This window comes from Luteimonas sp. 8-5 (assembly GCF_029763755.1).
Taxonomy (GTDB): domain Bacteria; phylum Pseudomonadota; class Gammaproteobacteria; order Xanthomonadales; family Xanthomonadaceae; genus Cognatiluteimonas.
Map to the genome: position 1 here is coordinate 1 of NZ_JARUVM010000027.1, position 24,776 is coordinate 24,776.

The 24,776-nt window shown below is 68.9% G+C and carries 27 protein-coding genes, 1 tRNA gene and 2 pseudogenes; 13 read left to right on the forward strand and 17 right to left on the reverse strand.

Features of this window, described 5'->3' with window-relative positions; all coding sequences use genetic code 11:
• Both QAA18_RS04585 and QAA18_RS04590 read left to right on the forward strand, forming a co-directional pair.
• Positions 1-780 (forward strand): efflux RND transporter periplasmic adaptor subunit (locus tag QAA18_RS04585; protein ID WP_279411383.1); only part of this gene is annotated, 780 nt, incomplete at its 5' end.
• A 3-nt stretch (positions 781-783) separates the two neighbouring features.
• The gene (locus tag QAA18_RS04590) at positions 784-3,912 is read left to right on the forward strand and encodes a multidrug efflux RND transporter permease subunit (RefSeq protein ID WP_279411384.1); all 3,129 of its coding nucleotides are present in this window, start codon (positions 784-786) and stop codon (positions 3,910-3,912) included.
• 7 nt (positions 3,913-3,919) lie between these two features.
• Here QAA18_RS04590 and QAA18_RS04595 read toward each other — a convergent pair whose 3' ends face one another.
• Both QAA18_RS04595 and QAA18_RS04600 read right to left on the reverse strand, forming a co-directional pair.
• Positions 3,920-4,861 (reverse strand): DUF3667 domain-containing protein, encoded by a 942-nt coding sequence (locus QAA18_RS04595; RefSeq protein ID WP_279411385.1) that lies wholly within the window; start codon positions 4,859-4,861, stop codon positions 3,920-3,922.
• A 112-nt stretch (positions 4,862-4,973) separates the two neighbouring features.
• Positions 4,974-5,360, reverse strand: a complete 387-nt coding sequence (locus QAA18_RS04600; protein WP_279411387.1) for a phasin family protein — start codon at positions 5,358-5,360, stop codon at positions 4,974-4,976.
• 73 nt (positions 5,361-5,433) lie between these two features.
• Here QAA18_RS04600 and QAA18_RS04605 point away from each other — a divergent pair, with 73 nt between their 5' ends.
• Genes QAA18_RS04605 through QAA18_RS04615 form a run of 3 tightly spaced genes read left to right on the forward strand, consistent with a single transcriptional unit; the run spans position 5,434 to position 8,408 of the window.
• Entirely contained in the window at positions 5,434-6,702 is a 1,269-nt protein-coding gene (locus QAA18_RS04605) for a DUF4010 domain-containing protein (RefSeq protein WP_279411388.1), read from the forward strand.
• A gap of 9 nt (positions 6,703-6,711) precedes the next feature.
• Entirely contained in the window at positions 6,712-8,064 is a 1,353-nt protein-coding gene (locus tag QAA18_RS04610; RefSeq protein WP_279411390.1) for a DUF1631 family protein, read from the forward strand.
• Positions 8,061-8,408 (forward strand): PilZ domain-containing protein, encoded by a 348-nt coding sequence (locus QAA18_RS04615; protein ID WP_279411392.1) that lies wholly within the window; start codon positions 8,061-8,063, stop codon positions 8,406-8,408. Before QAA18_RS04610 ends, QAA18_RS04615 begins: the two co-directional genes overlap by 4 nt.
• 9 nt (positions 8,409-8,417) lie before the next feature.
• Here QAA18_RS04615 and QAA18_RS04620 read toward each other — a convergent pair whose 3' ends face one another.
• The 11 genes from QAA18_RS04620 to queD form a co-directional block, all read right to left on the reverse strand.
• Positions 8,418-9,143 carry a sulfite exporter TauE/SafE family protein gene (locus QAA18_RS04620; RefSeq protein ID WP_279411393.1) on the reverse strand — a complete coding sequence of 242 codons (726 nt, stop codon included), beginning with the start codon at positions 9,141-9,143 and terminating at the stop codon, positions 8,418-8,420.
• A complete protein-coding gene (gene ccoS / locus QAA18_RS04625; protein ID WP_279411394.1) occupies positions 9,133-9,324 on the reverse strand; it encodes a cbb3-type cytochrome oxidase assembly protein CcoS in 192 nt (63 codons plus the stop codon). The genes QAA18_RS04620 and ccoS overlap by 11 nt, the downstream gene beginning before the upstream one ends.
• Positions 9,321-11,678 carry a heavy metal translocating P-type ATPase gene (locus tag QAA18_RS04630; RefSeq protein WP_279411395.1) on the reverse strand — a complete coding sequence of 786 codons (2,358 nt, stop codon included), beginning with the start codon at positions 11,676-11,678 and terminating at the stop codon, positions 9,321-9,323. The genes ccoS and QAA18_RS04630 overlap by 4 nt, the downstream gene beginning before the upstream one ends.
• A 9-nt stretch (positions 11,679-11,687) precedes the next feature.
• A complete protein-coding gene (locus tag QAA18_RS04635) occupies positions 11,688-12,221 on the reverse strand; it encodes a FixH family protein (protein ID WP_279411397.1) in 534 nt (177 codons plus the stop codon).
• The gene (locus tag QAA18_RS04640; RefSeq protein WP_279411399.1) at positions 12,218-13,792 is read right to left on the reverse strand and encodes a 4Fe-4S dicluster domain-containing protein; all 1,575 of its coding nucleotides are present in this window, start codon (positions 13,790-13,792) and stop codon (positions 12,218-12,220) included. The genes QAA18_RS04635 and QAA18_RS04640 overlap by 4 nt, the downstream gene beginning before the upstream one ends.
• Before the next feature lie 9 nt (positions 13,793-13,801).
• Complete coding sequence (locus QAA18_RS04645) at positions 13,802-14,098, reverse strand: hypothetical protein (protein WP_279411400.1); 297 nt, start codon at positions 14,096-14,098, stop codon at positions 13,802-13,804.
• A 4-nt stretch (positions 14,099-14,102) separates the two neighbouring features.
• Positions 14,103-15,026 (reverse strand): cytochrome-c oxidase, cbb3-type subunit III, encoded by a 924-nt coding sequence (gene ccoP, locus QAA18_RS04650; protein WP_279411402.1) that lies wholly within the window; start codon positions 15,024-15,026, stop codon positions 14,103-14,105.
• Complete coding sequence (locus tag QAA18_RS04655; protein ID WP_279411403.1) at positions 15,023-15,184, reverse strand: cbb3-type cytochrome c oxidase subunit 3; 162 nt, start codon at positions 15,182-15,184, stop codon at positions 15,023-15,025. Before QAA18_RS04655 ends, ccoP begins: the two co-directional genes overlap by 4 nt.
• Positions 15,185-15,187: 3 nt before the next feature.
• Complete coding sequence (gene ccoO, locus QAA18_RS04660) at positions 15,188-15,805, reverse strand: cytochrome-c oxidase, cbb3-type subunit II (RefSeq protein ID WP_279411405.1); 618 nt, start codon at positions 15,803-15,805, stop codon at positions 15,188-15,190.
• 10 nt (positions 15,806-15,815) lie between these two features.
• A complete protein-coding gene (gene ccoN / locus QAA18_RS04665; protein ID WP_343226740.1) occupies positions 15,816-17,297 on the reverse strand; it encodes a cytochrome-c oxidase, cbb3-type subunit I in 1,482 nt (493 codons plus the stop codon).
• A gap of 105 nt (positions 17,298-17,402) precedes the next feature.
• On the reverse strand, positions 17,403-17,765 hold the full coding sequence (gene queD / locus QAA18_RS04670) for a 6-carboxytetrahydropterin synthase QueD (protein WP_279411407.1): 363 nt from the start codon (positions 17,763-17,765) through the stop codon (positions 17,403-17,405).
• Between the two features lie 125 nt (positions 17,766-17,890).
• Between queD and QAA18_RS04675 the strand changes: the two genes are divergently transcribed.
• Positions 17,891-18,193 (forward strand): hypothetical protein, encoded by a 303-nt coding sequence (locus QAA18_RS04675; protein WP_279411408.1) that lies wholly within the window; start codon positions 17,891-17,893, stop codon positions 18,191-18,193.
• Here the strand turns inward: QAA18_RS04675 and QAA18_RS04680 are convergent.
• Positions 18,190-19,155, reverse strand: coding sequence for a helix-turn-helix domain-containing protein (locus tag QAA18_RS04680; RefSeq protein ID WP_279411411.1), 966 nt, complete (start codon positions 19,153-19,155; stop codon positions 18,190-18,192). The two genes, QAA18_RS04675 and QAA18_RS04680, sit on opposite strands and share 4 nt — an antisense overlap.
• Positions 19,156-19,293: 138 nt before the next feature.
• Here QAA18_RS04680 and QAA18_RS04685 point away from each other — a divergent pair, with 138 nt between their 5' ends.
• The gene (locus tag QAA18_RS04685; RefSeq protein ID WP_279411413.1) at positions 19,294-19,719 is read left to right on the forward strand and encodes a hypothetical protein; all 426 of its coding nucleotides are present in this window, start codon (positions 19,294-19,296) and stop codon (positions 19,717-19,719) included.
• Between the two features lie 33 nt (positions 19,720-19,752).
• On the opposite strand, the gene QAA18_RS04690 is transcribed toward QAA18_RS04685, so the two are convergent.
• Positions 19,753-21,090, reverse strand: a complete 1,338-nt coding sequence (locus QAA18_RS04690) for an acetamidase/formamidase family protein (protein WP_279411415.1) — start codon at positions 21,088-21,090, stop codon at positions 19,753-19,755.
• Positions 21,091-21,194: 104 nt separating this feature from the next.
• Positions 21,195-21,271, reverse strand: a tRNA-Met gene (locus QAA18_RS04695).
• Positions 21,272-21,401: 130 nt separating this feature from the next.
• Between QAA18_RS04695 and QAA18_RS04700 the strand changes: the two are divergent.
• The 3 genes and pseudogenes from QAA18_RS04700 to bfr form a co-directional block, all read left to right on the forward strand.
• A pseudogene (locus QAA18_RS04700) lies at positions 21,402-21,914 on the forward strand (RNA pyrophosphohydrolase); the annotation flags it as partial.
• A 124-nt stretch (positions 21,915-22,038) separates the two neighbouring features.
• Positions 22,039-22,242 (forward strand): (2Fe-2S)-binding protein, encoded by a 204-nt coding sequence (locus QAA18_RS04705; protein WP_279411417.1) that lies wholly within the window; start codon positions 22,039-22,041, stop codon positions 22,240-22,242.
• A gap of 104 nt (positions 22,243-22,346) precedes the next feature.
• Positions 22,347-22,817: a bacterioferritin gene (gene bfr / locus QAA18_RS04710; protein WP_279411419.1), complete on the forward strand. Its 471-nt coding sequence runs from the start codon at positions 22,347-22,349 to the stop codon at positions 22,815-22,817.
• On the opposite strand, the gene QAA18_RS04715 is transcribed toward bfr, so the two are convergent.
• The gene (locus QAA18_RS04715; RefSeq protein WP_343226741.1) at positions 22,814-23,389 is read right to left on the reverse strand and encodes a DUF4126 domain-containing protein; all 576 of its coding nucleotides are present in this window, start codon (positions 23,387-23,389) and stop codon (positions 22,814-22,816) included. The genes bfr and QAA18_RS04715 overlap by 4 nt on opposite strands.
• A 43-nt stretch (positions 23,390-23,432) precedes the next feature.
• On the opposite strand from QAA18_RS04715, the gene QAA18_RS04720 reads away from it, so the two are divergent.
• The 3 genes and pseudogenes from QAA18_RS04720 to QAA18_RS04730 form a co-directional block, all read left to right on the forward strand.
• Positions 23,433-24,137 carry a DUF6776 family protein gene (locus QAA18_RS04720; RefSeq protein WP_279411421.1) on the forward strand — a complete coding sequence of 235 codons (705 nt, stop codon included), beginning with the start codon at positions 23,433-23,435 and terminating at the stop codon, positions 24,135-24,137.
• Positions 24,138-24,183: 46 nt separating this feature from the next.
• Positions 24,184-24,546 (forward strand): iron-sulfur cluster insertion protein ErpA, encoded by a 363-nt coding sequence (gene erpA, locus QAA18_RS04725; protein WP_279411424.1) that lies wholly within the window; start codon positions 24,184-24,186, stop codon positions 24,544-24,546.
• A gap of 9 nt (positions 24,547-24,555) precedes the next feature.
• Positions 24,556-24,776: pseudogene (locus tag QAA18_RS04730) on the forward strand (NADH pyrophosphatase); the annotation flags it as partial.

The following is a 24,776-nucleotide window of genomic DNA, read 5'->3' on the forward strand; positions in this document are numbered from 1 at the left end:
CTCATCGAGGGCAAGTTCATCTCGCAGTCGGACTACGACAACGCGCTGGCGGCCGAGCGCAGCAGCGCCGCCGCGGTACAGGCGGCCGAGGCCGCGGTGCAGGCCGCGCGCATCAACCTGGGCTATGCCACCGTCGCCGCACCGATCAGCGGCCGCGCCGGCAAGCAGCAGGTCACGGAGGGCGCGCTCGTCGGGCAGGGTGAAGCCACCCTGCTGACGACCGTCGACCAGCTCGATCCGATGTACATCGACTTCTCGATGAGCGTCGCCGAAGTCGCCCAGATCCGCAGCGAGGGTGTTTCGCGCGAGGACGCCAGCGTGCGGGTACTGCTGCCCGACGGCACGCCGTATGCGATCCCCGCCGAACTCGACTTCTCCGGCGACGTGGTCGATCCGGCCACCGGCGCGGTCCAGCTGCGCGCACGCGTGCCCAATCCGGACGGCGTGCTGCTGCCGGGCACTTTCGTCACCCTGGACGCCGACCTGGGTTCGGAAGCCAACGTGTTCCTGGTGCCGCAGGCGGCCGTGCAGCGCGACGCGACCGGCGCCTACGTGCTGGTGGTCGGCGCCGACGGCGTCGTCGTGCGCAAGGACATCGAAATCGAGCGTGCGCAGGGCAGCGACTGGGTCGTGCGCAAGGGCGTTGCCAACGGCGACCAGGTGATCGTCTCCGGCCTGCAGCGCGCGATTCCCGGCCAGCCGGCGACGGCAGCGCCGATGCAGGCCGAAGGCCAGCCGCCCGCGCAGCAGGGCGCGGCGCCGGCCCCGGCCGAGGGCTGATCCATGTCACGTTTCTTCATCAACCACCCGGTCTTCGCCTGGGTGATCGCGATCCTCATCGCGCTCAGCGGCATGCTCGCGATCAACAGCATGGGCGTGGAGTCGTACCCGGACATCGCGCCGCCGCAGGTCGTGGTCAACGCCAACTATCCCGGCGCCAGCGCGGAAACCACGGAAAGCGCGGTCACCCAGGTGATCGAGCAGACGCTCACCGGCATCGACAACCTGGAGTACTTCAGCTCCTCGTCGAGCTCCAGCGGCGGATCGTCGATCACCCTGACCTTCCGTCCGGGCACCGATCCGGACATCGCCCAGGTGCAGGTGCAGAACAAGGTCGCGCTGGCGACCCCGCGCCTGCCGTCGGAAGTCACCCAGCAGGGCGTGGTGGTGGCCAAGGCCAACTCCGGCTTCCTGATGGTGGTGGCGTTGCGCTCGGAGAACCCGGCGTTCGACAAGAACGCGCTTTCCGACCTGATCGCCGCGCGCGTGCTCGACCAGATCGCGCGCGTGCCCGGCGTCGGCAACACCCAGCTGTTCGGCGGCGAGTACGCCATGAACATCTGGCTCAACCCGGACAAGCTGCGCGCGTTCGGCCTGTCGGCCACCGACGCGCTCAACGCGGTGCGCGCGCAGAACGTGCAGTTCGCCGCCGGCAAGGTCGGCTCGGAGCCGGCGCCCGAAGGCGCCGCGTTCACCGCCACCGTCACCGCCGAAGGCCGCTTCAGTAGCGCCGAGGAATTCGGCGCGATCGTGCTGCGCGCCAACCGCGACGGCAGCGCGGTGCGCCTGCGCGACGTGGCCCGGATCGAGAAGGGCGCCTCGGCGTTCGGCTTCGACCTGCGCTGGAGCGGCACGCCCGCGGCCGGCTTCGCCGTGCAGCTGGCGCCCGGTTCCAATGCATTGGGCGTGGCCGAGGCGGTGAAGGAGCGGATGGAGCAGCTGCAGACCACCTTCCCGCAGGGCGTGACCTGGTTCGCGCCGTACGACAGCTCGAGCTTCGTCGAGGTGTCGGTGGAGGAAGTGGTCAAGACCCTGGTCGAGGCCTTCGTCCTCGTGTTCCTGGTCATGCTGATCTTCCTGCAGAACTTCCGCGCCACGCTGATCCCGGCGCTGGTGATCCCGATCGCGCTGCTGGGCACCTTCCTGGGCCTGTGGCTGCTCGACTTCACAGTCAACCAGCTGACCCTGTTCGGCGTGGTGCTGGCGATCGGCATCGTGGTCGACGACGCGATCGTGGTGATCGAGAACGTCGAGCGCATCATGACCGAGGAGAAGCTGTCTCCGAAGGACGCCACGATCAAGGCCATGGGCCAGATCAGCGGTGCGGTGATCGCGATCACGGTGGTGCTGGCGGCGGTGTTCGTGCCCAGCGCCTTCCAGGGCGGCAGCGCCGGCGAGATCTACAAGCAGTTCGCGATCACGATCGCGCTGGCGATGGCGTTCTCGGCGTTCCTCGCGCTGGGCTTCACCCCGGCGCTGTGCGCATCCCTGCTCAAGCCCACCGAGGACCACCACCGCGAGAACTTCGTATTCCGCGGCTTCAACCGCATCTACGGCAAGGTCAGCAACACCTACGTGCGCCACATCGGCGGCGCGGTGGCGCATGCGCCGCGCTGGATGTTCGTCTTCCTCGGCCTGGCGCTGCTGTGCGGCTTCCTGTTCACGCGCCTGCCCGGCAGCTTCCTGCCCGAGGAGGACCAGGGTTACGCACTGGCGATCGTGCAGTTGCCGCCCGGCGCCACGCTGGAACGCACCAAGACGGTGTTCGAGAAGGTCCGCACCACGCTCGAGGCCCAGGAAGGCTACGACGGCATGATGCAGGTCGCCGGTTTCAGCTTCGTCGGCCAGGGCGAGAACGTCGGCATGGCGTTCGTGAAGCTCAAGGACTGGGACGAGCGCGACGTCAACGCCGCCGAGTTCATCCAGAACGCGAACATGGCGCTGTACGGCATCCGCGACGCGCAGATCTTCGTGATCAACCTGCCGACGGTGAACGGCCTCGGCGCGTTCGGCGGTTTCGACATGTACCTGCAGGATCGCGGCGGCAAGGGCCGCGCCGAGCTGTCGCAGGCGCTGGGCCAGCTGCTGGGCAAGGCGTCGCAGGATCCGGCGCTGACGGCAGTGCGACCGAACACGCTGGCCGACGCCCCGCAGCTGAAGCTCGAGGTGGACCGCATCCAGGCGCAGGCCATGGGCCTGGAGGTCGGCGACATCTATCGCGCGATCCAGCTGATGCTGGCGCCGGTCTACGTCAACGACTTCGTCGACGCCGGCCGCGTGAAGCGGGTCAACATGCAGGCCGATACCGGCTTCCGCGACGGTCCGGAATCGCTTTCGCGCTTCTACACTCCCAGCCCGGACGCCACCGATGCGCGCACCGGCACGCCGCGGATGGTGCCGCTGTCCAACGTGGTGAGTTCGCACTGGGAAGTCGCGCCGCCGTCGCTGACCCGCTACAACGGCTATGCAGCGGTCGAGGTGGTGGGCAACCAGGCGCCGGGGCACAGCTCGGGCGAAGCCATGCAGGCCATGCAGCGCATCGTCGACGAAGACCTGCCGGAAGGCTTCGGCTACGACTGGACGGGGCAGTCCTTCCAGGAAATCCTGTCGGGCAACCAGACGCCGGCGCTGATGGCGCTGTCGATCCTGGTCGTGTTCCTGTGCCTGGCCGCGCTGTACGAGAGCTGGTCGGTGCCGGTATCGGTGCTGCTGGTGGTGCCGCTGGGCGTGCTCGGCGCGGTGGTGTTCACCCTGCTGCGCGGCCTGCCGAACGACATCTACTTCAAGATCGGCCTGATCACCGTCATCGGCCTGGCGGCGAAGAACGCGATCCTGATCGTCGAGTTCGCCATCGCCGAGCGCAAGGCGGGCAAGCCGCTGCGGCAGGCGGTGATCGAGGCGGCCAAGCTGCGCTTCCGCCCGATCCTGATGACCTCGTTCGCCTTCATCATGGGCGTCACCCCGCTGGCGATCTCGTCCGGCGCAGGCGCCAACGCCCGCCACGCGATCGGCACCGGCGTGATCGGCGGAATGCTGTTCGCCACCTTCCTCGGCCTGCTGCTGATCCCGGTGTTCTACGTGGTCGTGCGGCGGATGCTGGGCGACAGGATGGACGAGGTGCCCAGGACATGATCGTCGATCACATCGTCCACAGCGCCAGCACGAACTGCAGCGGCCGGTAGACGTAGATGCTGGCCATGCCGAGCGCCAGGAACGCGGCCACGCCCTGTAGCGTGGCCGCCGGCCAGCGACTGTCGTAGCAGCGCCGGCACGCCAGCGCAAAGTGGGCGAGGATCACCGCCAGCGACGCGTAGCCGAAAATCGTCGCGACCCCGGCGCCGGGCAGGCCGATCGCGCGGTGTCCCAGCACGTACAGCCATAGCAAAGGCTTCACCAGCGGCATCAGCACCAGGACGAACGTGACCAGGCCGAGTGCGGCCACGAAGTGTTCGGCGTAGTAGCGCGGCGGCTTCCTGCGCCAGGCGACCAGCCACAGCATCAACGCCACGAACGGTACGTGGATGATCACCAGCAGCTTGCCGATGGCACCCGATTGCGCGTTGTAGCGATGTTCGAAACCCGGTGCGTCGAAGGTCTCGTCGCGGGCGGCAGCCTCATCGCGTTCCCGTGCGAGCTTGCGCATGAACAGCGGCTCGGTCAGCCGGCTGTGGTACTGGCCGCCCCACTGGCACCTGGGCACGCCGTCCGTATCGGCGCAGCGTTCGGGCAGCAGTTGCCGGTAGGCTTCGCCGCGGACCTGGTTGTGCAGCGGCAGGTTCAGGTCGGTGACCACCGGCGCCAGGAAATAGACCAGGTTCGCCAGCAGGAACAGGCGCACCGGCGAGATCCAGTACGCGCGGCGGCCATCGATCCAGTCGCGGGCGATGCGCCCCGGTTGCAGCATCAGGGCGCGGAAGCTGCGCCACAGCCGCCCATCGAGATCGGTGAGCGTGCCGAGGCTCTCGGTGACGAGGTGGGCGAAGCGCCGGTCCTCCGGACGGAAGCGGCGCTGGCCGCAGGCGGCGCAGTACTCGCCCTGCATTGCCGCCCCGCAATTCGCGCAGGCGTCGTTGGTTGCCATCGGAACTCCCCGTCCGCTGGGTCGGGGCCGATTGCAACATAAAAAAACCCCCGGCCGCGAGGCCGGGGGTTTTGGTGTTGCGAAGGTGGAGGCTTCGCGGTTTCCGCCGCTCTTACTTCTTGGCGGCCTTCACGACCTTGTCGGCTTCGGCCTTGGCCTGCGCGGTGGCGGCCTCGAACTGGCCCTTGGCGACCTGGCCGATGGCTTCGTTGGCCTTGATGGTGCGGCCGACGACTTCCTGGCCGACGCTGATCGCGCGCTCGACGTTCTCGCGCGCAACCTGCACGCCCTTCGGCAGCACGGCCTTCAGGCCCTCGGCGTCGCGCACTTCGGCCAGCTCGCCCAGGTAGGCGAAGGTGGCGGTGGCGTTCTTCTCGACGGCGGCAAGCTGCAGGCCGAAGATGTCCTGGGCGTTGGCCAGGGCCAGGCGGCTGGCCTCGGCGGCAGCGTCGGCGAACTGGCGGGTCGCGTTGGCGAACTGCTCGTTGTACTGGTTCATGGTGGTCTCCTGCTGGTAATCCGGCAGGGATTGCCGGTGTTGTGCGGTGCAACATAGCACGGGGTTTGGTGCGGTGCAACATTTCAACCTGAACGGGGGCGCGATGGGCTGGGACGACAATCTGAACGGGTGGCTGGCAGCCTTGGGGATCGGCCTGCTGATCGGCGTGGTGCGGGAAAGGCATGGCCCGCAGGGGGACGCCGCGCCGACCCGGGCGGGGCTGCGCACCCATGCAGTCCTTGCGCTGGCCGCCGCCGTTGCGATGCGCCTGGGTCCGGCAGCGCTCACGGTGCTGCTGGTGGCCGTGGCGGCGCTGGCGATCGCGAGCTACTGGGCCAGCCACCGCGAGGACCCGGGCCTGACCGGAGAGATGGCCCTGCTGCTGACCCCGATGCTGGCCGCCTTCGCCCAGCGCGATCCGGCGGTGGCCGCGGCCCTTGGCGTCATTGCGGCGATCCTGCTCCAGGCCAAGCGGCCGCTGCGCCGGCTTGCGCGCGAGATCATCAGCGAAGGCGAGATCCACGACGTGCTGTTGCTCGCCGCCGCGGCACTGGTGGTCCTGCCGCTGCTGCCCGACCACCCGATCGATCCGTGGCGCGCGCTGCGTCCACAGACGTTGTGGCGCCTGGTCCTGCTCATCCTCGCCGTGGGCATGCTCGGCCACGTGGCGCTGCGCCTGGTCGGCGTGCGCTGGGGGCTGCCGGTGGCCGGATTCTTCGCAGGCTTCGCTTCGTCCACCGCGGCCGTCGCCGGTTTCGGCGGTCGCGTGCGCCAGCAACCTGGCGTCCTCGTGCCGGCGGTTGCGGCCGCGCTGCTGTCCAACCTGGCATCGCTCGTGCTGCTGTCCGCGATCCTCGGCGCGGTCGCTCCCGGCTTGCTGCGATCCCTGGCGTGGCCGCTTGCCGCCGCGCACCTCGTGCTCATGGCCGCGGGCGCGTTCGGATTGCGTGGTACAGACAAGGGCGGCGAACTTCCGGACGAGCCGCCCGCCCGCGCGTTCCGTCTGGGCCATGCCCTGATCGTGGCCGGCGTGATCGCCGTGGTGTTGTTGCTTTCGGCATGGATGCGCCAGGTGTTCGGTGATGCAGGCGCGCTGGCGGCGGCAACGCTGGCTGCGCTGGCCGAAGTGCATGCCGCCGCGGCGACGGTGGCGCAGCTCGCGGCCGCAGGGGGGATCCAGCCGGGACATGCGCGATGGGGCGTGGTCGGGCTGCTTGCCGCCGCAGCGGCTTCCAAGTCGGTGCTCGCGTTCGCTGCAGGCGGCGCGCGCTTCGGCTGGCGGGTTGCCGCGGGCCTCTGGGCGTCGGTTGCCGCCGCCGCCGGAGTCATGCTGCTGGAGTAAAATCGCGTCGTGCAGGGGATCCCAATCCGCTCCGGAAAAATCATCGAGGAGCTCATCGACCAGTTGCCATGGCTGCTGGGCGACGGCATCGGCTTGCTCCTCGAGCGACTCGAAGAACAACTGGGCGAGAATCCCGCCTCGGTGTTCGACCAACCCGATTGCTGCCGCCAGTCGCAACGCATCCTGTTGTACCGTCGATCCGCCGCGCAACCGGCCCTGATCGATGCGCTGCGCCGGCGCTGCCTGGCGATGGCCGAGATCCCCGGCGCGGCGCCGGCCGGCCAGCCCGCGCCATCGCAACAATCGGTATCGCTGCGCCTGATGGACGATGAGGCCGTCAGCGAGGACAGCACGCTGGCCGCGATCGCGCGCCGCAACGCCTCCGCGGCGAGCCTGCACCTGATGCTGCTGGGGCAACGTTTCGGCGTGCTGCTCGCTCGCCCGGCGCTGGCGGCCGACGCATTGCCGTTCGGCCCGTTCGCCTTCGGCGCGGCACTGGCCGAAGCCTTGCAGCACATAGGCCTGTGCGGTCACACGCGGATGGCGTTGTACCGCATGTACGACGTCGAGTTCGCGGACCAGTATCCGGACTTCGCCGAAGCGCTCGACGGTTGGCTCGACGACAACGGCGTGCTCACCGGGCTGGCCTACGTGCCCTTGCGCCGCGGCGCGCCGATGGCCACCGCAGTGGCCCAGGATTCGGAACAGGACGCACTGCAGGCCGTCAGTCGTGCCGCCGATGCGCTCGGGCCGGAAGCGGCCTTGCCCAAGGGGATGCAGGCCGAGCGGCGCGAAGCGCTGATGGCGGTGGCGCGCTTCCTGATGCGCCATGGGCGCGACTCCAGCCAGTGGAGCGAGTGCCTGGCGACGGCCGATGCGCTGCTCGAAGCCGCGCGCGAGAAGAACGAAGACGCGCCCGAGGAAGCGACCGCGTGGTTGCGCAAGGCGATTTCCTCGGTCGGTTACGGCGAAGGCGATGCGACCCGCCTGACCGCCGGCCTGACCACGCCGGTGTCGGCCGAAGCGATCGCGGCGGTGGAAAGCGGCGGCGACGGCGGTCACGACCAGGCGGAGGCCGGCGATGCGCCGCCTCCCCGTCAGCGCGGCGTGCGCGAGCAGCGCTGTTTCGATCGCCTGCAGGCCATGGACATCGGCGCGATCATCGCGTTCTCGTCGGGGACCGGCGGGTTCCTGCATGCGCGCGTGTGCGAGCACATGGCCGATCCGGCGCGGCTCCTGCTCAGCGTTTCCGATGGCCCGGAGGTCATGCTCGAAGTCGACATGATCGCGCGCCTCATGGCCGGCGGCGAAGCCTGGACCGTGCGCCACCCGGCCGCCGCAACCAGCGGAGCGACGGCATGAACGCCGCCACCGGCATCGAGGGCCGGCGCAGCCGCCGGCACCCGGTCCACGGCAATCCGGCAGTCATCGACATGATGGCCGAGCGGACGCTCGGTCGCGTGCTGGACCTGTCGGCGGGAGGGCTGAAGTTGCTGCTCGCCGCGCCGCTGGTGGTGGACACGCTGTACCAGGTGAAGTTCGAATTGCCGATGGCCGACGGCAGCCGCCAGGAAATCGTGGCCGGCATCCAGGTACTGGATCCCCGCGTCGAGGCGGGGCTGTCCTGCGCCGGCGCGCGCTTCATCCACCTCGAAGGCGCGGGCGCACGCAGGATCGTGCAGTGGTTGCGCGTGCAGGAAGCCTGACGCGCGACTTCAACCAGGCGGCAGGCAACCCAGCGCCGCGAGGATGCCGTGCAACGCCGGGTGCCGCATCAGCCACGGTGCCGCGACCACCACCAGCCCTGCGCAAAGCACCAGCAGGCCGGCGGCGACGCGCCAACCGCCGCGCTGCAGGCGCTGGCCCAGGCGCGCGCCAGACCAGGTCAGCGGCACCATCAGCGGCAGCGTGCCGAGGCCGAATGCCGCCATCGTCAGCGCGCCGTTGCGCGCATCGGCCTGAAACCAGGCGGCGGCCAGCATCGTCGTGCTGAGTCCGCAGGGCATCCAGCCCCACAGCATGCCCAGCGCGATGCGCTTGCCGCTGCCGTCGCCGGCCAGCAGCAGCCGGCGTTGCAGCGGACGCAGCCAGTTCCACAGGCGCACGCCGGTGGTCGCGCTGAAACCCAGGTGGCGCCCGAGGCCGAGCAGGCGCAACGCGGCAACGACCAGCACGATGCCGACGGCGGCGCGCAGCGCGAGCGACAGCCATTGCACGCGCGCCAGGTCGAGCAGGCTGTGGCCGATGCCGCCCACGATCGCGCCCGCCAGCACATAGCCGAGGACGCGGCCGAGGTTGGGTTGCACCGCCCGCCACCAGCCGCCGCGCGGCGACAGCGCGGAGAAACCGGTGGCGATGCCGCCGCACATCGCCGCGCAATGCGCGCCGCCGAGCAGGCCGGTCAGCGCCGCGGCGCCGAGGGTCAGCCAGTCAACCGGCATCGTCCGGTTCCTGCCGCTGGCCGGGTTCCCGCTTCCGTTCGTGTTCGTCGTCGCGCAGGATGTCGAGCGCCGGCGTGTCCAGGTCCTCGAACTGCCCGCGGCGCACCGCCCAGACGAACACCGCGACCGCCACGCCGATCAGCAGCAGGCTCAGCGGTATCAGTAAAAGCAGGATGTTCATCGCGTGCGCTGCCTGGCCAGGCGCAGGGAATTGAGGGTCACCGCCAGCGAGGATAGCGCCATGCCCAGCGCCGCGAGCCATGGCGTCACCAGGCCTGCCGCGGCCAGCGGTACGGCCAGCAGGTTGTAGCCGAGCGCCCAGGCCAGGTTCTGGCGCACGATGCGGCGGGTCTTGCGTGCGATGCCGATCGCATCGGGTACCCGGCGCAATGAACTTCCGCCGAGGACCACGTCCGCGGCGCGTTGCGCGAGCGCCGCGCCGCCGCCGATGGCCAGCGACACGTCGGCACCGGCGAGGACCGGGGCATCGTTGAGCCCGTCGCCGACCATCGCCACGACCCGACCGCGCGACTGCAATGCGCGTGCGTAGTCGAGCTTGTCCGCTGGCGACTGGCGCGCGTGCGCATGCTCGATGCCGAGCGCGGCGGAAAAGCGCGCGACCGAACTGGCGCCGTCACCACTTGACAGGTGCACGCGCAGGCCTTGCGCGCGCAACTCGGCGATGGATTCACGCGCCTCGAGGCGCTCGCCCTCGGCGATGGTGAAGCGCGCGCGCCGCGCTGCGCCGTCGCCGAGCCAGATGCCGCCGTCGTCCTCGCCGCCGGTGGCGAAGCCGGCCTGGCCCAGGCGCCAGGTACTGCCGGCGACCACGCCTTCGATGCCCTGGCCGGCGACGGCGCGCAGGCGTTGCGCCGCTGCCACCTCGCCACCGGCATCGATGAAGGCCACCGCCAGCGGATGGCCGCTGTCGCGTTCCAGCGCGGCGGCAACGCGCAATGCCTCCGCCGGCTCGATGGCTGCGCACTGGTCGATGGATACCAGCGCGGGGCGGCCGTCGCCGAGCGTGCCGGTCTTGTCGAAGACCACGTCGGTCACCTTGGCCAGGCGCTCCAGCGCCTCGGGCTGCACTGCGAGCACGCCGATCCGGGCGAGCGCGCCGTGCGCGGACGCCAGTGCCGCGGGCACCGCGAGCGACAGCGCGCACGGACAGCTGATGACCAGCAGGGCGAGCGTGACTTCCAGTGCGCGCGAGGGGTCGTGGATGCGCCAGCCCGCGTAGACCAGCATTGCCACCAGCAGCAGGCCGGCCACGAACCAGCTGGCGATGCGTTGCGTGCCTTGCGCCAGTGCAGGGCGGTGCGCCTGGGCGCGTTCGACCAGCCGCACCAGTTCGGCAAGGCGCGTGTCGCCGCCGGTGCGGGTGATGCGCACGCGCGCGGCATGCTCGCGGCAGGCGGTGCCGGCAAACACGGTGTCGCCCGCCCGCTTGCGCACCGGCGTGGATTCGCCGGTGAGCAGGGCTTCCTCGAACAGGGCGTCACCGTCCAGCAACACACCATCCGCGGGTACCGGTTCGCCCACGGCGATGCAGGCGACGTCGCTCGGCTGCAGCGCCGACAGCGGTACCGATTCGCGGTCGCCGTCGGCGCGCTCGCGGGTTGCGAACGCCGGGCGCGCACGCGCCAGCGCATCGACCTGGGCACTGGCGATGCTGCGTGCGCGCTGCTCGAGCTGGCGCGCGACCAGCAGCAGGAACACGAACATCACCGCCGCGTCGTACCAGACATGCTCGGCGCCGCGCACCGTGCCCCACACGCTGGCGAAATACGCGAGCAGGGTCGAACCGGCGATCAGCGTGTCCATGCCCAGGCGGCGGCCGCGCAGTTCGCGCCAGGCGCCGGCGATGAACGGCCAGCCGGCCCAGAACACCACGGGCGTCGACACCAGGAAAGTGATCCAGCGGAAGAAGTCGCGGGTCGGCAGCGGCATCTCGCCCCGCGTGTCGAGGTACAGGGCTTCGGCGAACATCATCGCTTGCATTGCGCCCAGGCCCGCCAGGCCGATCCGGATCAGCGCGCGGTTGCGTTCGCGGCGGCGCGCGCGTTCCTGTTCCTCGCCGGCGGCAAGGTAAGGCCGGTATCCGAGTGCGGCCAGGCGCGACAGCAGCCGCGACAGCGGCGTGCGCTGCGGATCCCAGGCGACGCGGATGCGCCCGGTCATGGCGTTGGCGCTGGACTCGAGCACGCCCTCCTGGCGCGCCAGCGCGCGATCGATCAACCAGGCGCAGGCCGCGCAGTGCATGCCGTCGGTGAGCACGGTGATCTCGCGCGCGGGCGTGCCGGCGACCGTGATGTCGCGGGCGTGGCCGGCAAGCAGTTCCTCGCGGTCCCACGCGGCCAGGTCGGGAATGTCGGTTCCCACGCGCGAGGCGGGCTCGCTGCGCAGGCGGTAGTAGTCGTCGAGGCGGGCATCGCGGATCCACTGCGCGGCCGCTTCGCAACCGTTGCAGCAGAAGTCGTCGGCTAGTGCTTCGGGCAGCGGTTCGCCGCAATGGAAACAACTGCGCACTGGCATCGTCGCCGCCTAGCTGCCCGGTGGGGCCTGCAGCGCCGGTGCCACGCGCGCGGCCTGCTGGCCTTTCGGCAGGCGGCCGAGCAGGCGCCATCGGCCGTCGGGGGATGCGAGCTGCAGGTTCCAGTCGTGGCCCGGATCGATTTCGGCCTGCGCTTCCCAGCCCAGTTCGGTGGGCGCCAGCTCCAGCGACATGTCGTCGGCCGCCCGTACCGGGTGGCGCAAGGACAGGCGCACTCCACCGTCGCGATCGAAGTCGCCGCTGGCCGGCAGCACCTGCACGGTGCCGCGCTTGGCGTCGATGCGCACTACCGCGCTCAGCCCGCGCTGCATCGCGGCTTCGTCGGGACCCAGGTCGGTGGTCTGGGCGCCGGCGGTGCGGCTGACGTCGTCGGCAACGGAGTCCACGCTGCCGTCGCCGCCGGCCACGCGCAGCATCACCATACTGCCGATCACGGCCGCGCCGACCAGCGCGATCACCAGCCAGATGATCGGCTGCCGCCAGGGGGAGGAGGGCAGGTTGTCGTCGTTGTCGTGGTCGCTCATTGGATCGGTCCGAAGAAGTTGCTGTCCACCTGCTCGCGGGCGCTGCCGTCGTCGGCCTCAATCACGAACCGCAGCGGCTGGCGGCCGCGCACGCCGGCCGGCGCCGACACCTGCAGCGGCAGCGACAGCACCTGCTGCGGCTGCGCCTGCACCTGCAGCGCCGGGCCGCCCTGCAGGGCAAGGCCGTCGACGGGCGACTCGATGCGCACGGTGTAGGTCTGCGCCTTGTCGCTCTTGTTTACGAGCTTGAGGGTGTAGCCGTTGTCGATGCCGGCCGCGGTCTCGCGGTAAAGCGCATTGCGGTCGCGGAGCACGTCGGCGATCAGCGGGCTGCGCGCGGCGATGCCCCAGGCGAAACCGGCGACGAGCACCAGCAGCAGGGCGCCGTAGACCATGATCCGCGGGCGCAGCACCCGCGACTTCCCGCCGTCGATCGAGTTCTGCGTCGAGTAGCGGATCAGGCCCTTGGGATATCCCATCTTGCCCATGACGTCGTCGCAGGCGTCGATGCAGGCGCCACAGGCGATGCACTCGTACTGCAGGCCGTTGCGGATGTCGATGCCGACCGGGCACACCTGCACGCACATGGTGCAGTCGATGCAGTCGCCCATTTCCTCGAAGGCGAACTTCGGCAGCGGTTCGACCTTCGCCGTCTCGCCGGCGTCGCCGAGCATGATCGTGCCGCCGGCCTGCAGCCGGTTGGCGGCCGCGCTGGGGTGCTGGCTGGCCCGGAACACGTAGTCGTAGGCGGTGCGCGGGTCGAGCAGGCCGCGGGCGCGCTCGAGCACGCTGGCCAGGCCGCGCTTGCGCGGGCCGCGCGGTTCGCCGCGCATCGGGTCGTAGGCGATGATCAGGGTGTCGCGATCGAACATCGCGCTCTGGAAGCGCGCGTACGGGCACATGTACTTGCACACCTGCTCGCGCAGCACGCCGGCGTTGCCCCAGGTGGCGAGCGCATAGAACAGCACCCAGAAGGTTTCCCATCCGTTCCACGAGAATCCGGCTTCGTCGAACGGCCACAGGCGCTCGCCCAGGCCGACGATCGGGGTGAAGAAACCGACGAAGGTGAAACCGGTCCACAGCGCGAACACCAGCCAGAGGATGTGCTTGGCACCCTTGCGCAGGATCTTCTCGCGGTTCCAGGGACCGGCGTCGAGCTTCATCCGCGCCGCACGGTCGCCTTCGGTCCAGCGCTCCATCCACAGGAAGGTTTCGGTCCACACCGTCTGCGGGCAGGCGAAGCCGCACCACAACCGGCCCGCCAGCGCGGTGACGAAGAACAGGGTCAGCGCCAGGATGATCAGCAGCATCGCAAGGAAGCTGAAATCCTGCGGCCAGAACGTCAGCCCGAAGACGTGGAACTTGCGCGCCGGCAAGTCGAACAGCACCGCCTGGCGTCCGTCCCATTGCAGCCACGGGAACACGTAGTACATGCCCAGCAGCCAGAACACCGCCAACTTGCGCAGGCGGTCGAAGCGGCCGGACACGTCGCGGGGATAGACCTTGCGTTCGCTGACGTACAGCGAGTCGCCGCCGGAATCCAGCAGGTCGATGTCTATGGGTTTGTTCATAACGCGCTACTACCGGGAGCCGGGTCCGTTGAAGCGGCTCGACGGCCGCAGCAGGATCCAGGTGAACAGGCTCGACGACGCCGTCGCCAGCCAGAAGGTGAAGAAGCCGATCGTGTAGCCCACGCCGCGCGTGACTTCCATGTGCGGGAAGGTCATGTCGCGCAGCTCGAGCGGGTCGACGAAGGCGAAGAACACCATGGTCGCCACGCCCGCGGCGAAGAAACTGGGCCAGAGGATCGCGCCCACCCGCTGCACCATCGGGCGCGGCGGGTGGTCGAACTCCGGCGGGGTCGCGGGTCCCGGCATGCGCTTACTTTACCGGCTGCGCCGGCGTGTTGGACAGCGACCAGACCCAGGCGGCGACCAGGCGCGAACGGGTCGGACCGAGCAGTTCCCCGTGCGCGGGCATGCTGCCGTGGCGGCCTTCGGTGATCGTCTTGCGCAGCGACTCGCTGCTGTCGCCGTACAGCCAGTAATCGTCGGTCAGGTCCGGCGCGCCCAGCTCCTGGTTGCCCTTGCCGTCGACCCCATGGCAGGCCACGCACACGCCGTCGTAGAGCTGCTTGCCCTGCGCGGCCATGAAGTTGTTGCGGGCCAGCGCCGGGTCGTGCAGGGCACGCACGTAGGCGACCACGTAGTCGACCGCATGCTCGCCGCCCATGCCCGTCAGCACCTGGCCCCACGGCGGCATGATGCCCTCGCGGCCCTCCATCACCGTCTGCAGGACGCGCTCGGGCTCGCCGCCCCAGTGCCAGATGTCGTCGGCCAGGTTCGGATAGCCGATCGCGCCCTGAGCCGACGAGCCATGGCAGGTTGCGCAGGTGTTGGCGAAGATCGAACGGCCCAGGGCCAGTGCGTTCGGATCCTTCGCCAGCACTTCAAGCGGCTGGTCGCGGTACGGGCTGAAGGTCTCCTCCAGGCGCGCATCGGCGGCCGCCTTCTGCAGCGCGTGCTCGCCCTGCGACGACCACTTGCCCAGGCCGGTGTAGGTGCCCAGCCCGCCGTACCAGAACAGGTAACCGATGCCGAACACGATCGCGATGTAGAAGCCGTTGATCCACCAGCGCGGCATCGGCTTGTTGTACTCGGTGATGTCGCCATCCCAGTAGTGGCTGGTGTCCTCCGGCTTCGGATCGCCGGGGCGGCGTTTCGACGTCCACCACAACAGCCACGCCACGCCCAGGATGTTGAGCGCAGTCAGTGCGATGACGTACCAGTTCCAGCCGGTGCTCATGCGCGCGGCTCCTGCCGTGCGCCGGCACGCTGGTCGCCGTCATCCACCGCCAGGCGCGCGGCCTCGTCGAAATCCTTGCGCTTGCGCGGCTGCCAGGCCCACGCCCACACGGCGATGAACACCAGCATCAGCAACAGGGTGACCAATCCGGAAACCATCGTTCAACCTCCCGCCCGCGGCGCGTGCTTGCCCAGGCCCTGCAGATAGGCCACCACTGCGTCCAGCTCGGTCTTGCCGGCGACATCGCTTGCCGCCCGGGCGACCTCCTCGTCGCTGTACGGATCGCCCAGGCGCTGCAATGCGCGCATGTGCGCCGTGACCTGCGCGCCGTCGAGCGTCGTTTCCGCAAGCCACGGGAACGCCGGCATGTTCGACTCGGGCACCACCGCGCGCGGATCGACGAGGTGGATGCGATGCCAGTCGTCGGAATAACGGCCGCCGACGCGCGCCAGGTCCGGCCCGGTGCGCTTGGATCCCCACTGGAACGGGCGGTCGTACACCGATTCGCCGGCCAGCGAATAGTGGCCGTAGCGTTCGGTCTCGAAACGCAGCGTGCGGATCATCTGCGAGTGGCAGTTGTAGCAGCCCTCGCGCACGTAGACGTCGCGCCCGGCCAGTTCCAGCGCCGGGTAGGGCTTCACTCCGGGCAGCGGCTTGATCGCCTCGGCCTGGAACATGAGCGGCACGATCTCCGCCAGTCCGCCCAGCGATACCGCGACCGCGACCAGGACCGCGAGCAGGCCGATGTTCTTTTCGATTTTTTCGTGACCGATTGCCATGTCCGTGTCCTCAGGCCCGCGCTTCGGCGCCGTGCGGCGACATCACCGGGATGGGCGCCGGATCGCGCGCCATCTGCCGCGTCTTCCACATGTGCCAGGCCATCAGGCACATGCCGGCCACGATCAGCACGCCACCGAACAGGCGGCCCAGGTAATAGGGATACGTCGCCACCAGCGACTCGACGAAGCTGTAGGTCAGCGTGCCGTCGGCGTTGGTCGCGCGCCACATCAGGCCCTGGGTGATGCCGGCGATCCACATCGACACGATGTAGAACACCACGCCCAGCGTGTGCAGCCAGAAGTGCACGTCGACGAGCTTCGTCGAGTACATGCCGGGCAGGCCGAAGAGGCGCGGATACAGCGAGTACAGCGAGCCGATCGAGATCATCGCCACCCAACCCAGGGTGCCGGCGTGCACGTGGCCGATGGTCCAGTCGGTGTAGTGGCTGAGCGAGTTGACCGTCTTGATCGACAGCAACGGGCCTTCGAACGTCGCGATCATGTAGAAGCTGATCGCAACGATCAGGAACTTCAGGATCGGGTCGGTGCGCAGCTTGTGCCACACGCCCGAGAGCGTGAGGATGCCGTTCATCGCGCCGCCCCACGACGGCACCAGCAGGATCACCGAGAACACCATGCCCAGCGACTGCGCCCAGTCGGGCAGCGCGGTGTAGTGCAGGTGGTGTGGGCCGGCCCACATGTAGATCGAGATCAGCGCCCAGAAGTGCACGATCGACAGGCGGTAAGAGTAGATCGGGCGCTGTGCCTGCTTGGGCACGAAGTAGTACATCATCGCCAGGTAGCCGACGGTCAGCAGGAACGCCACCGCGTTGTGGCCGTACCACCACTGCGCCATCGCGTCGACCGCGCCGCTGTAAACCGGGTACGACTTCCACAGGCCGGCGGGGATCGCCAGGTTGTTGACGATGTGCAGCAGGCCGACCGCGATCACGTAGGCGCCGTAGAACCAGTTGGCCACGTAGATGTGCTTGACCGCCCGCTTTGCGATCGTGCCGAAGAACAGCCAGCCGTACGCGACCCAGACGACCGCGATCAGGATATCGAGCGGCCACTCCAGCTCGGCGTACTCCTTGCCCTGGGTGAGGCCCAGCGGCAGGGTGATCACCGCGCCGACCATCGCGGCCTGCCAGCCCCAGAACACGAAGCTGGCGAGCCGGTCGCTGATCAGGCGCACGTGGCAGGTGCGCTGGACCACGTACAGCGACGTGGCGAACAGGACCGAGCCGCCGAAGGCGAAGATCACCCCATTGGTATGCAGCGGGCGCAGGCGGCCGTAGCTGAGCCAGGCGGTGTCGAAGTTGAGCGCCGGCCAGTAGAGCTGCGCGGCGACGAACACGCCCACGGCCATGCCCACGATGCCCCAGAAGACGGTGGCGATCGCGAACTGGTTGACGACCTTGTCGTTGTAGAAACTGGCGGGCGCTGTCGTGCCCGCAGCCGGCGTTGCCGGGCCTGCGCTCGTGACGGTCATGTGAAATCCAGGAGATTTGCCCGCGCATTGTCCCCATCGCCGGGGCGGGGTCAAATGACCTGGATCAAGCTTTACCGAACGGTACAGGTATTGGTCAGGTACGTGTCAGGTTCGAGGTCCGCGGTACCGGCACCCGGACGTGCAGGTTTCGTGCACCACCACCTCGCTGAGCAATGGCAGGGCGGGTTTCAGGCGGTCCCAGATCCACATGGCGAGCCGCTCACTGGTCGGGTTTTCCAGGCCCTCGATCTCGTTCAGGTAATGATGGTCCAGCTGGCTGAACAGGGGCGCGAAAGCGGCCTTCACGTCCGCGAAGTCCATGATCCAGCCGGTTTCGGGTCCCGGCTCCCCGGACACGTGCACTTCCACCTGGAAGGAATGCCCGTGCAGGCGCGCGCATTTGTGCCCCTCGGGCACGTTCGGCAGCCGGTGCGCGGCCTCCAGGGTAAAGCGCTTGAAAACGTCCATGGCGTCATTTTACGCAGGGGGTTGACCCCCAGGGCGAAAACAAGGCGTAAACTTCACGGCAAACGGGAGGGTACGGCGGGTCTAAGGGGGATCCGCGTCACTCCCGTGCCCCACAGGAGGACCCAATGCCCAGGGGCGGGAACAGGGGGACAGGCGCGGATTTCCTGCGCCTGCAAACGGCTGGCGCCTTCGCGCTGGACGAATCGGCGCTGTGCGTCGCGATCGAAATGGCGGACGAAGCCATCAGGATGCTGTCGCTGCCCAGGCAACGCTATGCGAGCCTGGTGGCGATGCTCTACGACGGCGTGTGCCAGCGGATGTCCTATGCGCACCTGCTGGACTTCGCGCGTTCGTGGGCCAGGGAAATGGCCGACGAACCGGAGGTCGAGGCGCAGGTGCAAGCGCGCGTGGCGGGAACCGGGCGCTAGTCGCCCGGCGCACCCTGCTTGCGGCGGTTGCGGACCGCGCTGGGCGTCATGTCGAAGCGCAACTGGAACGCGCGCTGGAACTGGCGCTCGCTCGAGAAGCCGTGGCGATAGGCGATATCGATGACCCGTTGCTGCGGGTCATTGCACAGCTCATGGAACGCGGCGTCCAGGCGCTTGTCGCGGATGTAGCGCTTGACGCCGCCGGTGCCGGCGAAATGCTTGTACAGCCAGGTGCGCGACACGTGGAAGGCGTTCGCGATCGTCTCCGGCGTCATCGCCGGGTCATCGATGTTGGCATCGATGTAGGCCATGATGCTGGCGCGCATCGGCGCGGCCGAGGCGCCGGCATCCGGCGGCGGCGAGAAGTCGATGCACAGCTGCATCACCGAAAGCGTCGACTGCACCAGCGCTTCGACCCGCGCCTGGCCCATCGCCGGCAACGAGCACACGAGTTGCTCGATGTGCCTGGCGAGCATCCGGCACGTCAGGTGCGATTCGCGCAGCACCAAACCCTGGATCGCACCGCGCAGCATGTCGCGCGGCAGCAGCACGCTGAGCTGCGAGCCCTCGCTGGCCTGGATCTCCGCGGGATGGGAGAGATCGAAGAATCCGATGTCGCCGCGCCGCAGTTCCATGTAGTGCTCGCCGCTGGCGCCGCGCAGGCTGCCGCGCAGCATCAGCACGGCCATCACGTGGCGGGAGAAGGCGCTGCCGGCGATCGTCGCCGCGTCGCGGACGAACGTGGTGGCCGTGGTTTTCGAGCGGGCGATGAGCAACGGGCCCAGCGTGCAGCGCGTGCTTTCCCCGACCGCGGGCACCGGCGGCAATCCGCAAGGGCGCGCGATGTCGCGGAGGATGCGATGCCAATAGCGGACCCGCAGCGTGTTGCGCCTGCGCTGGAACTGGTCGTGGATCGGCATCGCGCATGACGCCATCGCCGCGGCCGGTTTGAATGGCGGCATTCTCATTTCCGGATATGCGCGTGCGGCGTTCCGCCCCGTTCACCGAGGATGCACCACCGGCCCGGAAGCAGCCCGACAGAAAATGCGCCGTACGAAATGCCGCCAGGCGTGAAGGCCGCGTGATTAGCCTTCCGGACCATGTTCAACTGGTCAACCAGCATCGGCCGGGTCCTGGGCGAGCACGTGCGCGCACGTGCCGCGATGGAGCGGCGCCTCGATCGGGAGCACCTTGAGCTGTCCGACTTCTGCGCGCGCGTCGTCCTGCCGGTCATGCAGGACCTGGCCCGCGAGTGCGAGGCCTATGGCCGTGTTGCCGAAGTCCGCAGGGAAGGCCACTTCGCATCATTGACCATATTGCAGGGTGGGAAGGTGGAGTTTCGCTACGCCATCCTGGCCAGCCGCGCAAAGCGTCGTAAATCCCTCAATCGTTACCGGGACAGTTCGGGATATGGTCGTGACGTGGATCGCGTGTACTCGCTGCGCGAAGCACGCCGCATGGATGCCGACAAGGTGGCCCGGCACATCGTGACCGCCTACCGAAAGGTCCTTTCCGAGTCTAGGTGATCGCCGCGTGGCGCGACTGTGCGCTGTGCCACATTATCCGTGGCCGGGGCGCGACGATCCCCGAGTTTCCGCACGCAGTGCCTGCAGGCGCGCCTTGGGCAGGCTCAGCGCCATGCCCGCGTTCCTGCCGGCGAGGGTCACGACGCGATACTCCGCCGCCGTGCCCAGGATCAAGGAGCTCTCGCGAACGTCCAGGCCGTAGTCCTGTTCGAGCCATTGGACCATGCCCGCGGTGGCAACGCGCAGGGCGTCGTCGAGTGAGCCGGCCTGGCCGATCGTGGTCAGGGCACGGTCGGATTCGATGCGCGGCGTGGCGACAGCGCGCGCCGGCAGCACGTCGACGCTGAATTCGACGTCGAGCGAAGTCTCCAGCGCCCACTGCGTCGTTTCGCCATCGCCTTGGGCGGCATGGCCATCGCCGAGGTAGAGCAACGCGCCGGGCTGGAGTACCGGCAGGTAGACGGTCGTGCCTTCGACGATGCCGTTGAAGTCCATGTTGCCGCCGAAGCGGCCGGTATCGCCCGTCGAAGCGGGCGCGAAGCCGAAGTCCGGGGCAACGGCCAGCCCGCCCAGCATCGGACGCAGGGGAACGGTGTAGTGCTTGAGTCGTGCGGGAGGGTCCTGGAGGCTTGCGACGCCGTTCTCGCGGTCCAGATGCCATCGCACGCGGTTGCCCAGGCCGGCGGAAGCTATCGCCAGGCCGGAAGAGCGGGCGCGCCCCACGAAACCGTCGAGACTGTCGGCGTAGTCGCGGTTCAGGCCCAGGCGCCGTATGTACACCGCCAACACGTCGCCCGGGCGGGCACCGGCGACGAAGAACGGGCCGGTCTGCGGATTGCCGTACAGCGCACGCGTCCTGCCATTGCGGTCGACGCCGCCGGAATCGATGGTCCGGGTGGAAACGACTTCGCCAGGCCAGATCACCATCGCCGGTTGCCGATGCGCGGTGAATTCGTTCGAGAAGCTCACCGGTTCCAGCACGCGCGGGGACGGCGCCCCGGTCGGAGCATCGGGCAAGCGGCGCCCGTTGAAGTCGTGCCGGGCGCGGGCCCGACTGTCGTTGGGGTCCGGATAATCCGCGTGGCCACGCAACGCCCCCATTTCCAGCTCGCCCTCGAAGCGATAGCTGTCGCCGTGGCGGTCGGTCGCCGTGAACCGCACGAGGTCGCCGTGCTGCTGTCCCGTCACCGCCCAGTCCCCGAGGCGGCCGGTGAGCACATCGCCCGAGCGGTGGAGCGTCAGGATGCGATAATCCGCATTGCCCCAGCGGTCGATCGACAGCAGCCAGTGCTGGTCCGCAACGGCCGCGGGCAGGGGGAATACATGGCATCCGAAAAGGGCGGCGACGGCCAGGCGTTGCAGCAGGCGCATGGGATTCTCCGGGGAACGCGTTGCCCTGGCAGCCGGGACCGGGCGGCCATACGGAGAAAAGGATGCAGCAGTTGGCGGATCGGTCGCAGAGGTGCGTGCGATCTTGGTGGCTATGGGTGGAATCGAACCACCGACCTCGGGATTATGAGTCTCGCGCTCTAACCGTCTGAGCTACATAGCCACTGGCGAACCGGCAATTTTCCACGGCTCCGGGGCTGCAGTCAATTGCGATCCACGCCCCGGCAGCCGCGCTTGTCCCGGGCGGACCCGCGTGGCAGAGTCGGTGGCAGTGCATTTCTGGAGTCCGCATCGTGATCGATCCGGACGGATATCGCCCCAACGTGGGCATCGTGCTCATGCATCCGGACGGCCGGGTGTTCTGGGCGCGGCGGGTCCGCCGCGACGGATGGCAGTTTCCGCAGGGCGGGATGAACACCGACGAGACGCCGCTCGAGGCGATGTACCGCGAGCTGCGCGAGGAGACCGGGCTGCTGCCCGAGCACGTGGCCGTGCTCGGCGTTACCCCAGGCTGGCTGCGGTACCGGCTGCCGCAACGGGCCATCCGCAGGCGCGACAAGATGGTCTGCATCGGCCAGAAGCAAGTGTGGTTCCTGCTCCAGCTCACCGGCCAGGAGGCCGACCTGCGCCTGGACCTGACCGACAAGCCAGAATTCGACCATTGGCGCTGGGTGGACTTCTGGTACCCGCTGCAGCACGTGGTCATCTTCAAGCGCGGGGTCTACGCCAGCGCCCTCAAGCACCTGGCGCCGTTCGCGCGCCAGATCGCCGGGCCGGCGGCCATTGCCAGCCCGCCGCCCCAGGCCGAGCCGCGGAACCGCTACGGGCAGGCCCGCCGGCAGGCCCGGGCAGGGGCCGGGCGTCGGGCGGATTGAAAATCATTCGCATCCGGGAGTAGACTGGCGCCCTCCCACCGTCACCGGGGCGCCCGTGTACGTCTGCATCTGCAACGGAATCACCGACCACCAGATCCGCGAAGTCGCGGAAGCCGGCTGCCGGACCGTTGCCGAATTGACCATGCGTACCGGTGCGGGCGCCTGCTGCGGCAGCTGCGTGGAGATGGCCCAGGGGCTGCTGGACGAAGTGCAGGCAGCACGCGACCTGGCGCTTCCGGTGCTCAGCAACGCCGCCTGAGCGCGCGGCCCCGTCGTGCGACGGTAATGCACTCGATTCGCGTTCCGTCATCCTTCCGGGTGGCGCGCTAGCATCGTTCCATCGATTCGATGGAGGACGTTCCCATGAAAGGCGACCCGAAGGTCATCGAGCACCTGAACAAGGCGCTCTACAACGAACTGGTCGCGATCAACCAGTACTTCCTGCACGCCAAGATGCTGAAGAACTGGGGCCTGAAGGAACTGGCCGAGCACGAGTACCACGAGTCGATCGACGAGATGAAGCACGCGGACAAGCTGTCCGAGCGCATCCTGTTCCTCGACGGCCTGCCGAATTTCCAGAACCTGGGCAAGCTGCGCATCGGCGAGAGCCCGGTCGAAGTGCTGAAGGCCGACCTGTCGCTGGAGTACGACGGGCTGCCGACGCTGAAGGAAGCCATCGCCTATTGCGAACAGGTCGGCGACTACGTCAGCCGCGATCTGTTCTCGGAGATTCTCGAGTCCGAGGAAGAGCACATCGACTGGATCGAGACCCAGCTCGATCTCATCGCCCGCCTCGGCGAGCAGAACTACCTGCAGACCAAGATCGAGGATTAAACGCGGCTGCGGCCGCTCCCGCGCAACCAGCGCAGCAGCCACCACATTCCGGCTGCCACCAGCGCGCTGGCGGTGAGCACGACCGCCAACGCGACCCACGGCCACGCGAACACCAGCGCCAGGGCGGACACGGACACCGCGTCCTCGCCCAGCGAGGCGGTCCAGTTGCTGACCGGCTCGGGCGAAGTGTTGAGCAGTGCGCGCGACCCGGCCTTCAACGCATGGCTGCCCAGCGCGATGCCCGCGCCGGTGGCGAGCATGCCGGCACCCAGTTCGCCGTCGGGCGAGATCGCGGCGGCGGCCAGGAAGGCGCCGACCGGCACGCGCAACAGCGTGTGCAGCAGGTCCGACACCGAGTCGACGCCGGGAATCTTGTCGGTGAAGAACTCCACCAGCGCCAGCGCGCCGGACACGCCCATCACCCACGGCGACTGCGCCACCGCGAGCGCCGGCGGCAGGTCCAGCCAGCCGAACCAGCCGGCCACGCCGACGCCGAACACGGTGAGGTAGACGCGCACGCCGGCCAGCCAGGCCAGCACGATGCCGATCGCGAACAGGTGGGCTTCGGACACGTTCAGGCTCCTCGGGCGGACGGCTGCATGCTATACCGGCGGCATGAACGACGAGCATCCGACGCCGCCTCCGCATGGACACGGCCTTGCCTACACCCTGATCGGCATCTTCCTGGCCGCGCTGCTGTTCGGTGCCTGGGGCGTGTGGACGCTGTTCGCGCCGCGGCCCGGCGATGCCGCCGCGCGCCTGCAGGCGCAGGGGGAGCGCATCGAATTGCTGGAACAGCAGGTCGCGACCCTGAAGCGCTCCGACCAGGTCAGCCGCGAGGCCAACCTCGACCTGCAGGGAACGCTGGCCGAACGCGACGAGGAAATCGCCGGGCTGCGCGCCGACGTCGCCTTCTACGAGCGTTTCGTCGGCAGCACCGCACAGCGCCACGGCCTGAGCGTGCACGAACTGCAGCTGCAGGCGCAGCAGGGTCCGGCCTGGCACTTCACCGTCACCCTGACCCAGAACCTCAACCGCGGCGCGGTCAACAGCGGCCGCCGCACCCTGGCGCTGGAAGGCAGCCGCGACGGCAAGCTCCAGCGCCTGGACTGGGGGCAGTTGCGGCAGCAGCCCGACGCCCCGGGACTGGATTATTCGTTCAAGTACTTCCAGCAGCTCCAGGGCGACATCCTGCTGCCCGAAGGCTTGCAGCCGATCCGCGTGATCGTGCGCCTGCAACCGGCACGCGGCGCCGTGGTGGAGCAGTCGTTCACATGGGGCGACGCCACTTCGTCCGGACCGGCGGCGGGGAGTCGCTGAACCGGTCCAGGTTGAATTGCCGGCGCCCAGACCCCATTCTGGGCGCATGCAGACCGTGTCGCCCGATTACCAGTCCCTGCAGCGGCCGCTGGAGTTCACCCATGCCGCGGCCGCCAAGGTCCGCGAGCTGATCGCCGAGGAAGGCAACCCGTCGCTGAAGCTGCGCGTCTACATCCAGGGAGGCGGTTGCTCGGGATTCCAGTACGGTTTCGAGTTCGACGAACAGCAGGGCGACGACGACCTGGCCATCGCCACCGACGATGTCACCCTGCTGGTCGATCCGCTGAGCCTGCAGTACCTGATGGGAGCGGAAGTGGACTACAGCGAGAGCCTGCACGGCGCACAGTTCGTGATCCGCAACCCGAACGCGAAAAGCACCTGCGGCTGCGGCAGCAGCTTCACCACCTAGGAGCGCGCCTTGCGCGCGCCCGACCCCGAACCCCGCGTTTCCCCCTACGCCTTCATCGACGGCGCGCTGGATCGTGCCGACGCATTGCGCGACGACGCGCAGGCGCTGGCGGCGCACTGGCCCGGCGCGCGGATCGTGTTGCTCGACGACGACGGCCGCGCGCTGGCCGACGCGCAGCGGCGCCTGCTGGCGCCCAGCGGCGGCGAACTGGGCGGCGGGCCCGGGACCGC

Coding starts and splice junctions, on each gene's coding strand:
- QAA18_RS04680 (WP_279411411.1), bottom strand. CDS start 19,155: ATGCCGCCATTCAAACCGGCCGCGGCGATGGCGTCATGCGCGATGCCG.
- QAA18_RS04620 (WP_279411393.1), bottom strand. CDS start 9,143: ATGCCGGTTGACTGGCTGACCCTCGGCGCCGCGGCGCTGACCGGCCTG.
- QAA18_RS04635 (WP_279411397.1), bottom strand. CDS start 12,221: ATGAGCGACCACGACAACGACGACAACCTGCCCTCCTCCCCCTGGCGG.
- QAA18_RS04690 (WP_279411415.1), bottom strand. CDS start 21,090: ATGCGCCTGCTGCAACGCCTGGCCGTCGCCGCCCTTTTCGGATGCCAT.
- QAA18_RS04600 (WP_279411387.1), bottom strand. CDS start 5,360: ATGAACCAGTACAACGAGCAGTTCGCCAACGCGACCCGCCAGTTCGCC.
- QAA18_RS04655 (WP_279411403.1), bottom strand. CDS start 15,184: ATGGTTTCCGGATTGGTCACCCTGTTGCTGATGCTGGTGTTCATCGCC.
- QAA18_RS04685 (WP_279411413.1), top strand. CDS start 19,294: ATGTTCAACTGGTCAACCAGCATCGGCCGGGTCCTGGGCGAGCACGTG.
- queD (WP_279411407.1), bottom strand. CDS start 17,765: ATGGACGTTTTCAAGCGCTTTACCCTGGAGGCCGCGCACCGGCTGCCG.
- QAA18_RS04615 (WP_279411392.1), top strand. CDS start 8,061: ATGAACGCCGCCACCGGCATCGAGGGCCGGCGCAGCCGCCGGCACCCG.
- ccoO (WP_279411405.1), bottom strand. CDS start 15,805: ATGGCAATCGGTCACGAAAAAATCGAAAAGAACATCGGCCTGCTCGCG.
- bfr (WP_279411419.1), top strand. CDS start 22,347: ATGAAAGGCGACCCGAAGGTCATCGAGCACCTGAACAAGGCGCTCTAC.
- QAA18_RS04640 (WP_279411399.1), bottom strand. CDS start 13,792: ATGAACAAACCCATAGACATCGACCTGCTGGATTCCGGCGGCGACTCG.
- erpA (WP_279411424.1), top strand. CDS start 24,184: ATGCAGACCGTGTCGCCCGATTACCAGTCCCTGCAGCGGCCGCTGGAG.
- QAA18_RS04595 (WP_279411385.1), bottom strand. CDS start 4,861: ATGGCAACCAACGACGCCTGCGCGAATTGCGGGGCGGCAATGCAGGGC.
- ccoS (WP_279411394.1), bottom strand. CDS start 9,324: ATGAACATCCTGCTTTTACTGATACCGCTGAGCCTGCTGCTGATCGGC.
- ccoP (WP_279411402.1), bottom strand. CDS start 15,026: ATGAGCACCGGCTGGAACTGGTACGTCATCGCACTGACTGCGCTCAAC.
- QAA18_RS04675 (WP_279411408.1), top strand. CDS start 17,891: ATGCCCAGGGGCGGGAACAGGGGGACAGGCGCGGATTTCCTGCGCCTG.
- QAA18_RS04630 (WP_279411395.1), bottom strand. CDS start 11,678: ATGCCAGTGCGCAGTTGTTTCCATTGCGGCGAACCGCTGCCCGAAGCA.
- QAA18_RS04720 (WP_279411421.1), top strand. CDS start 23,433: ATGAACGACGAGCATCCGACGCCGCCTCCGCATGGACACGGCCTTGCC.
- ccoN (WP_343226740.1), bottom strand. CDS start 17,297: ATGACCGTCACGAGCGCAGGCCCGGCAACGCCGGCTGCGGGCACGACA.
- QAA18_RS04645 (WP_279411400.1), bottom strand. CDS start 14,098: ATGCCGGGACCCGCGACCCCGCCGGAGTTCGACCACCCGCCGCGCCCG.
- QAA18_RS04590 (WP_279411384.1), top strand. CDS start 784: ATGTCACGTTTCTTCATCAACCACCCGGTCTTCGCCTGGGTGATCGCG.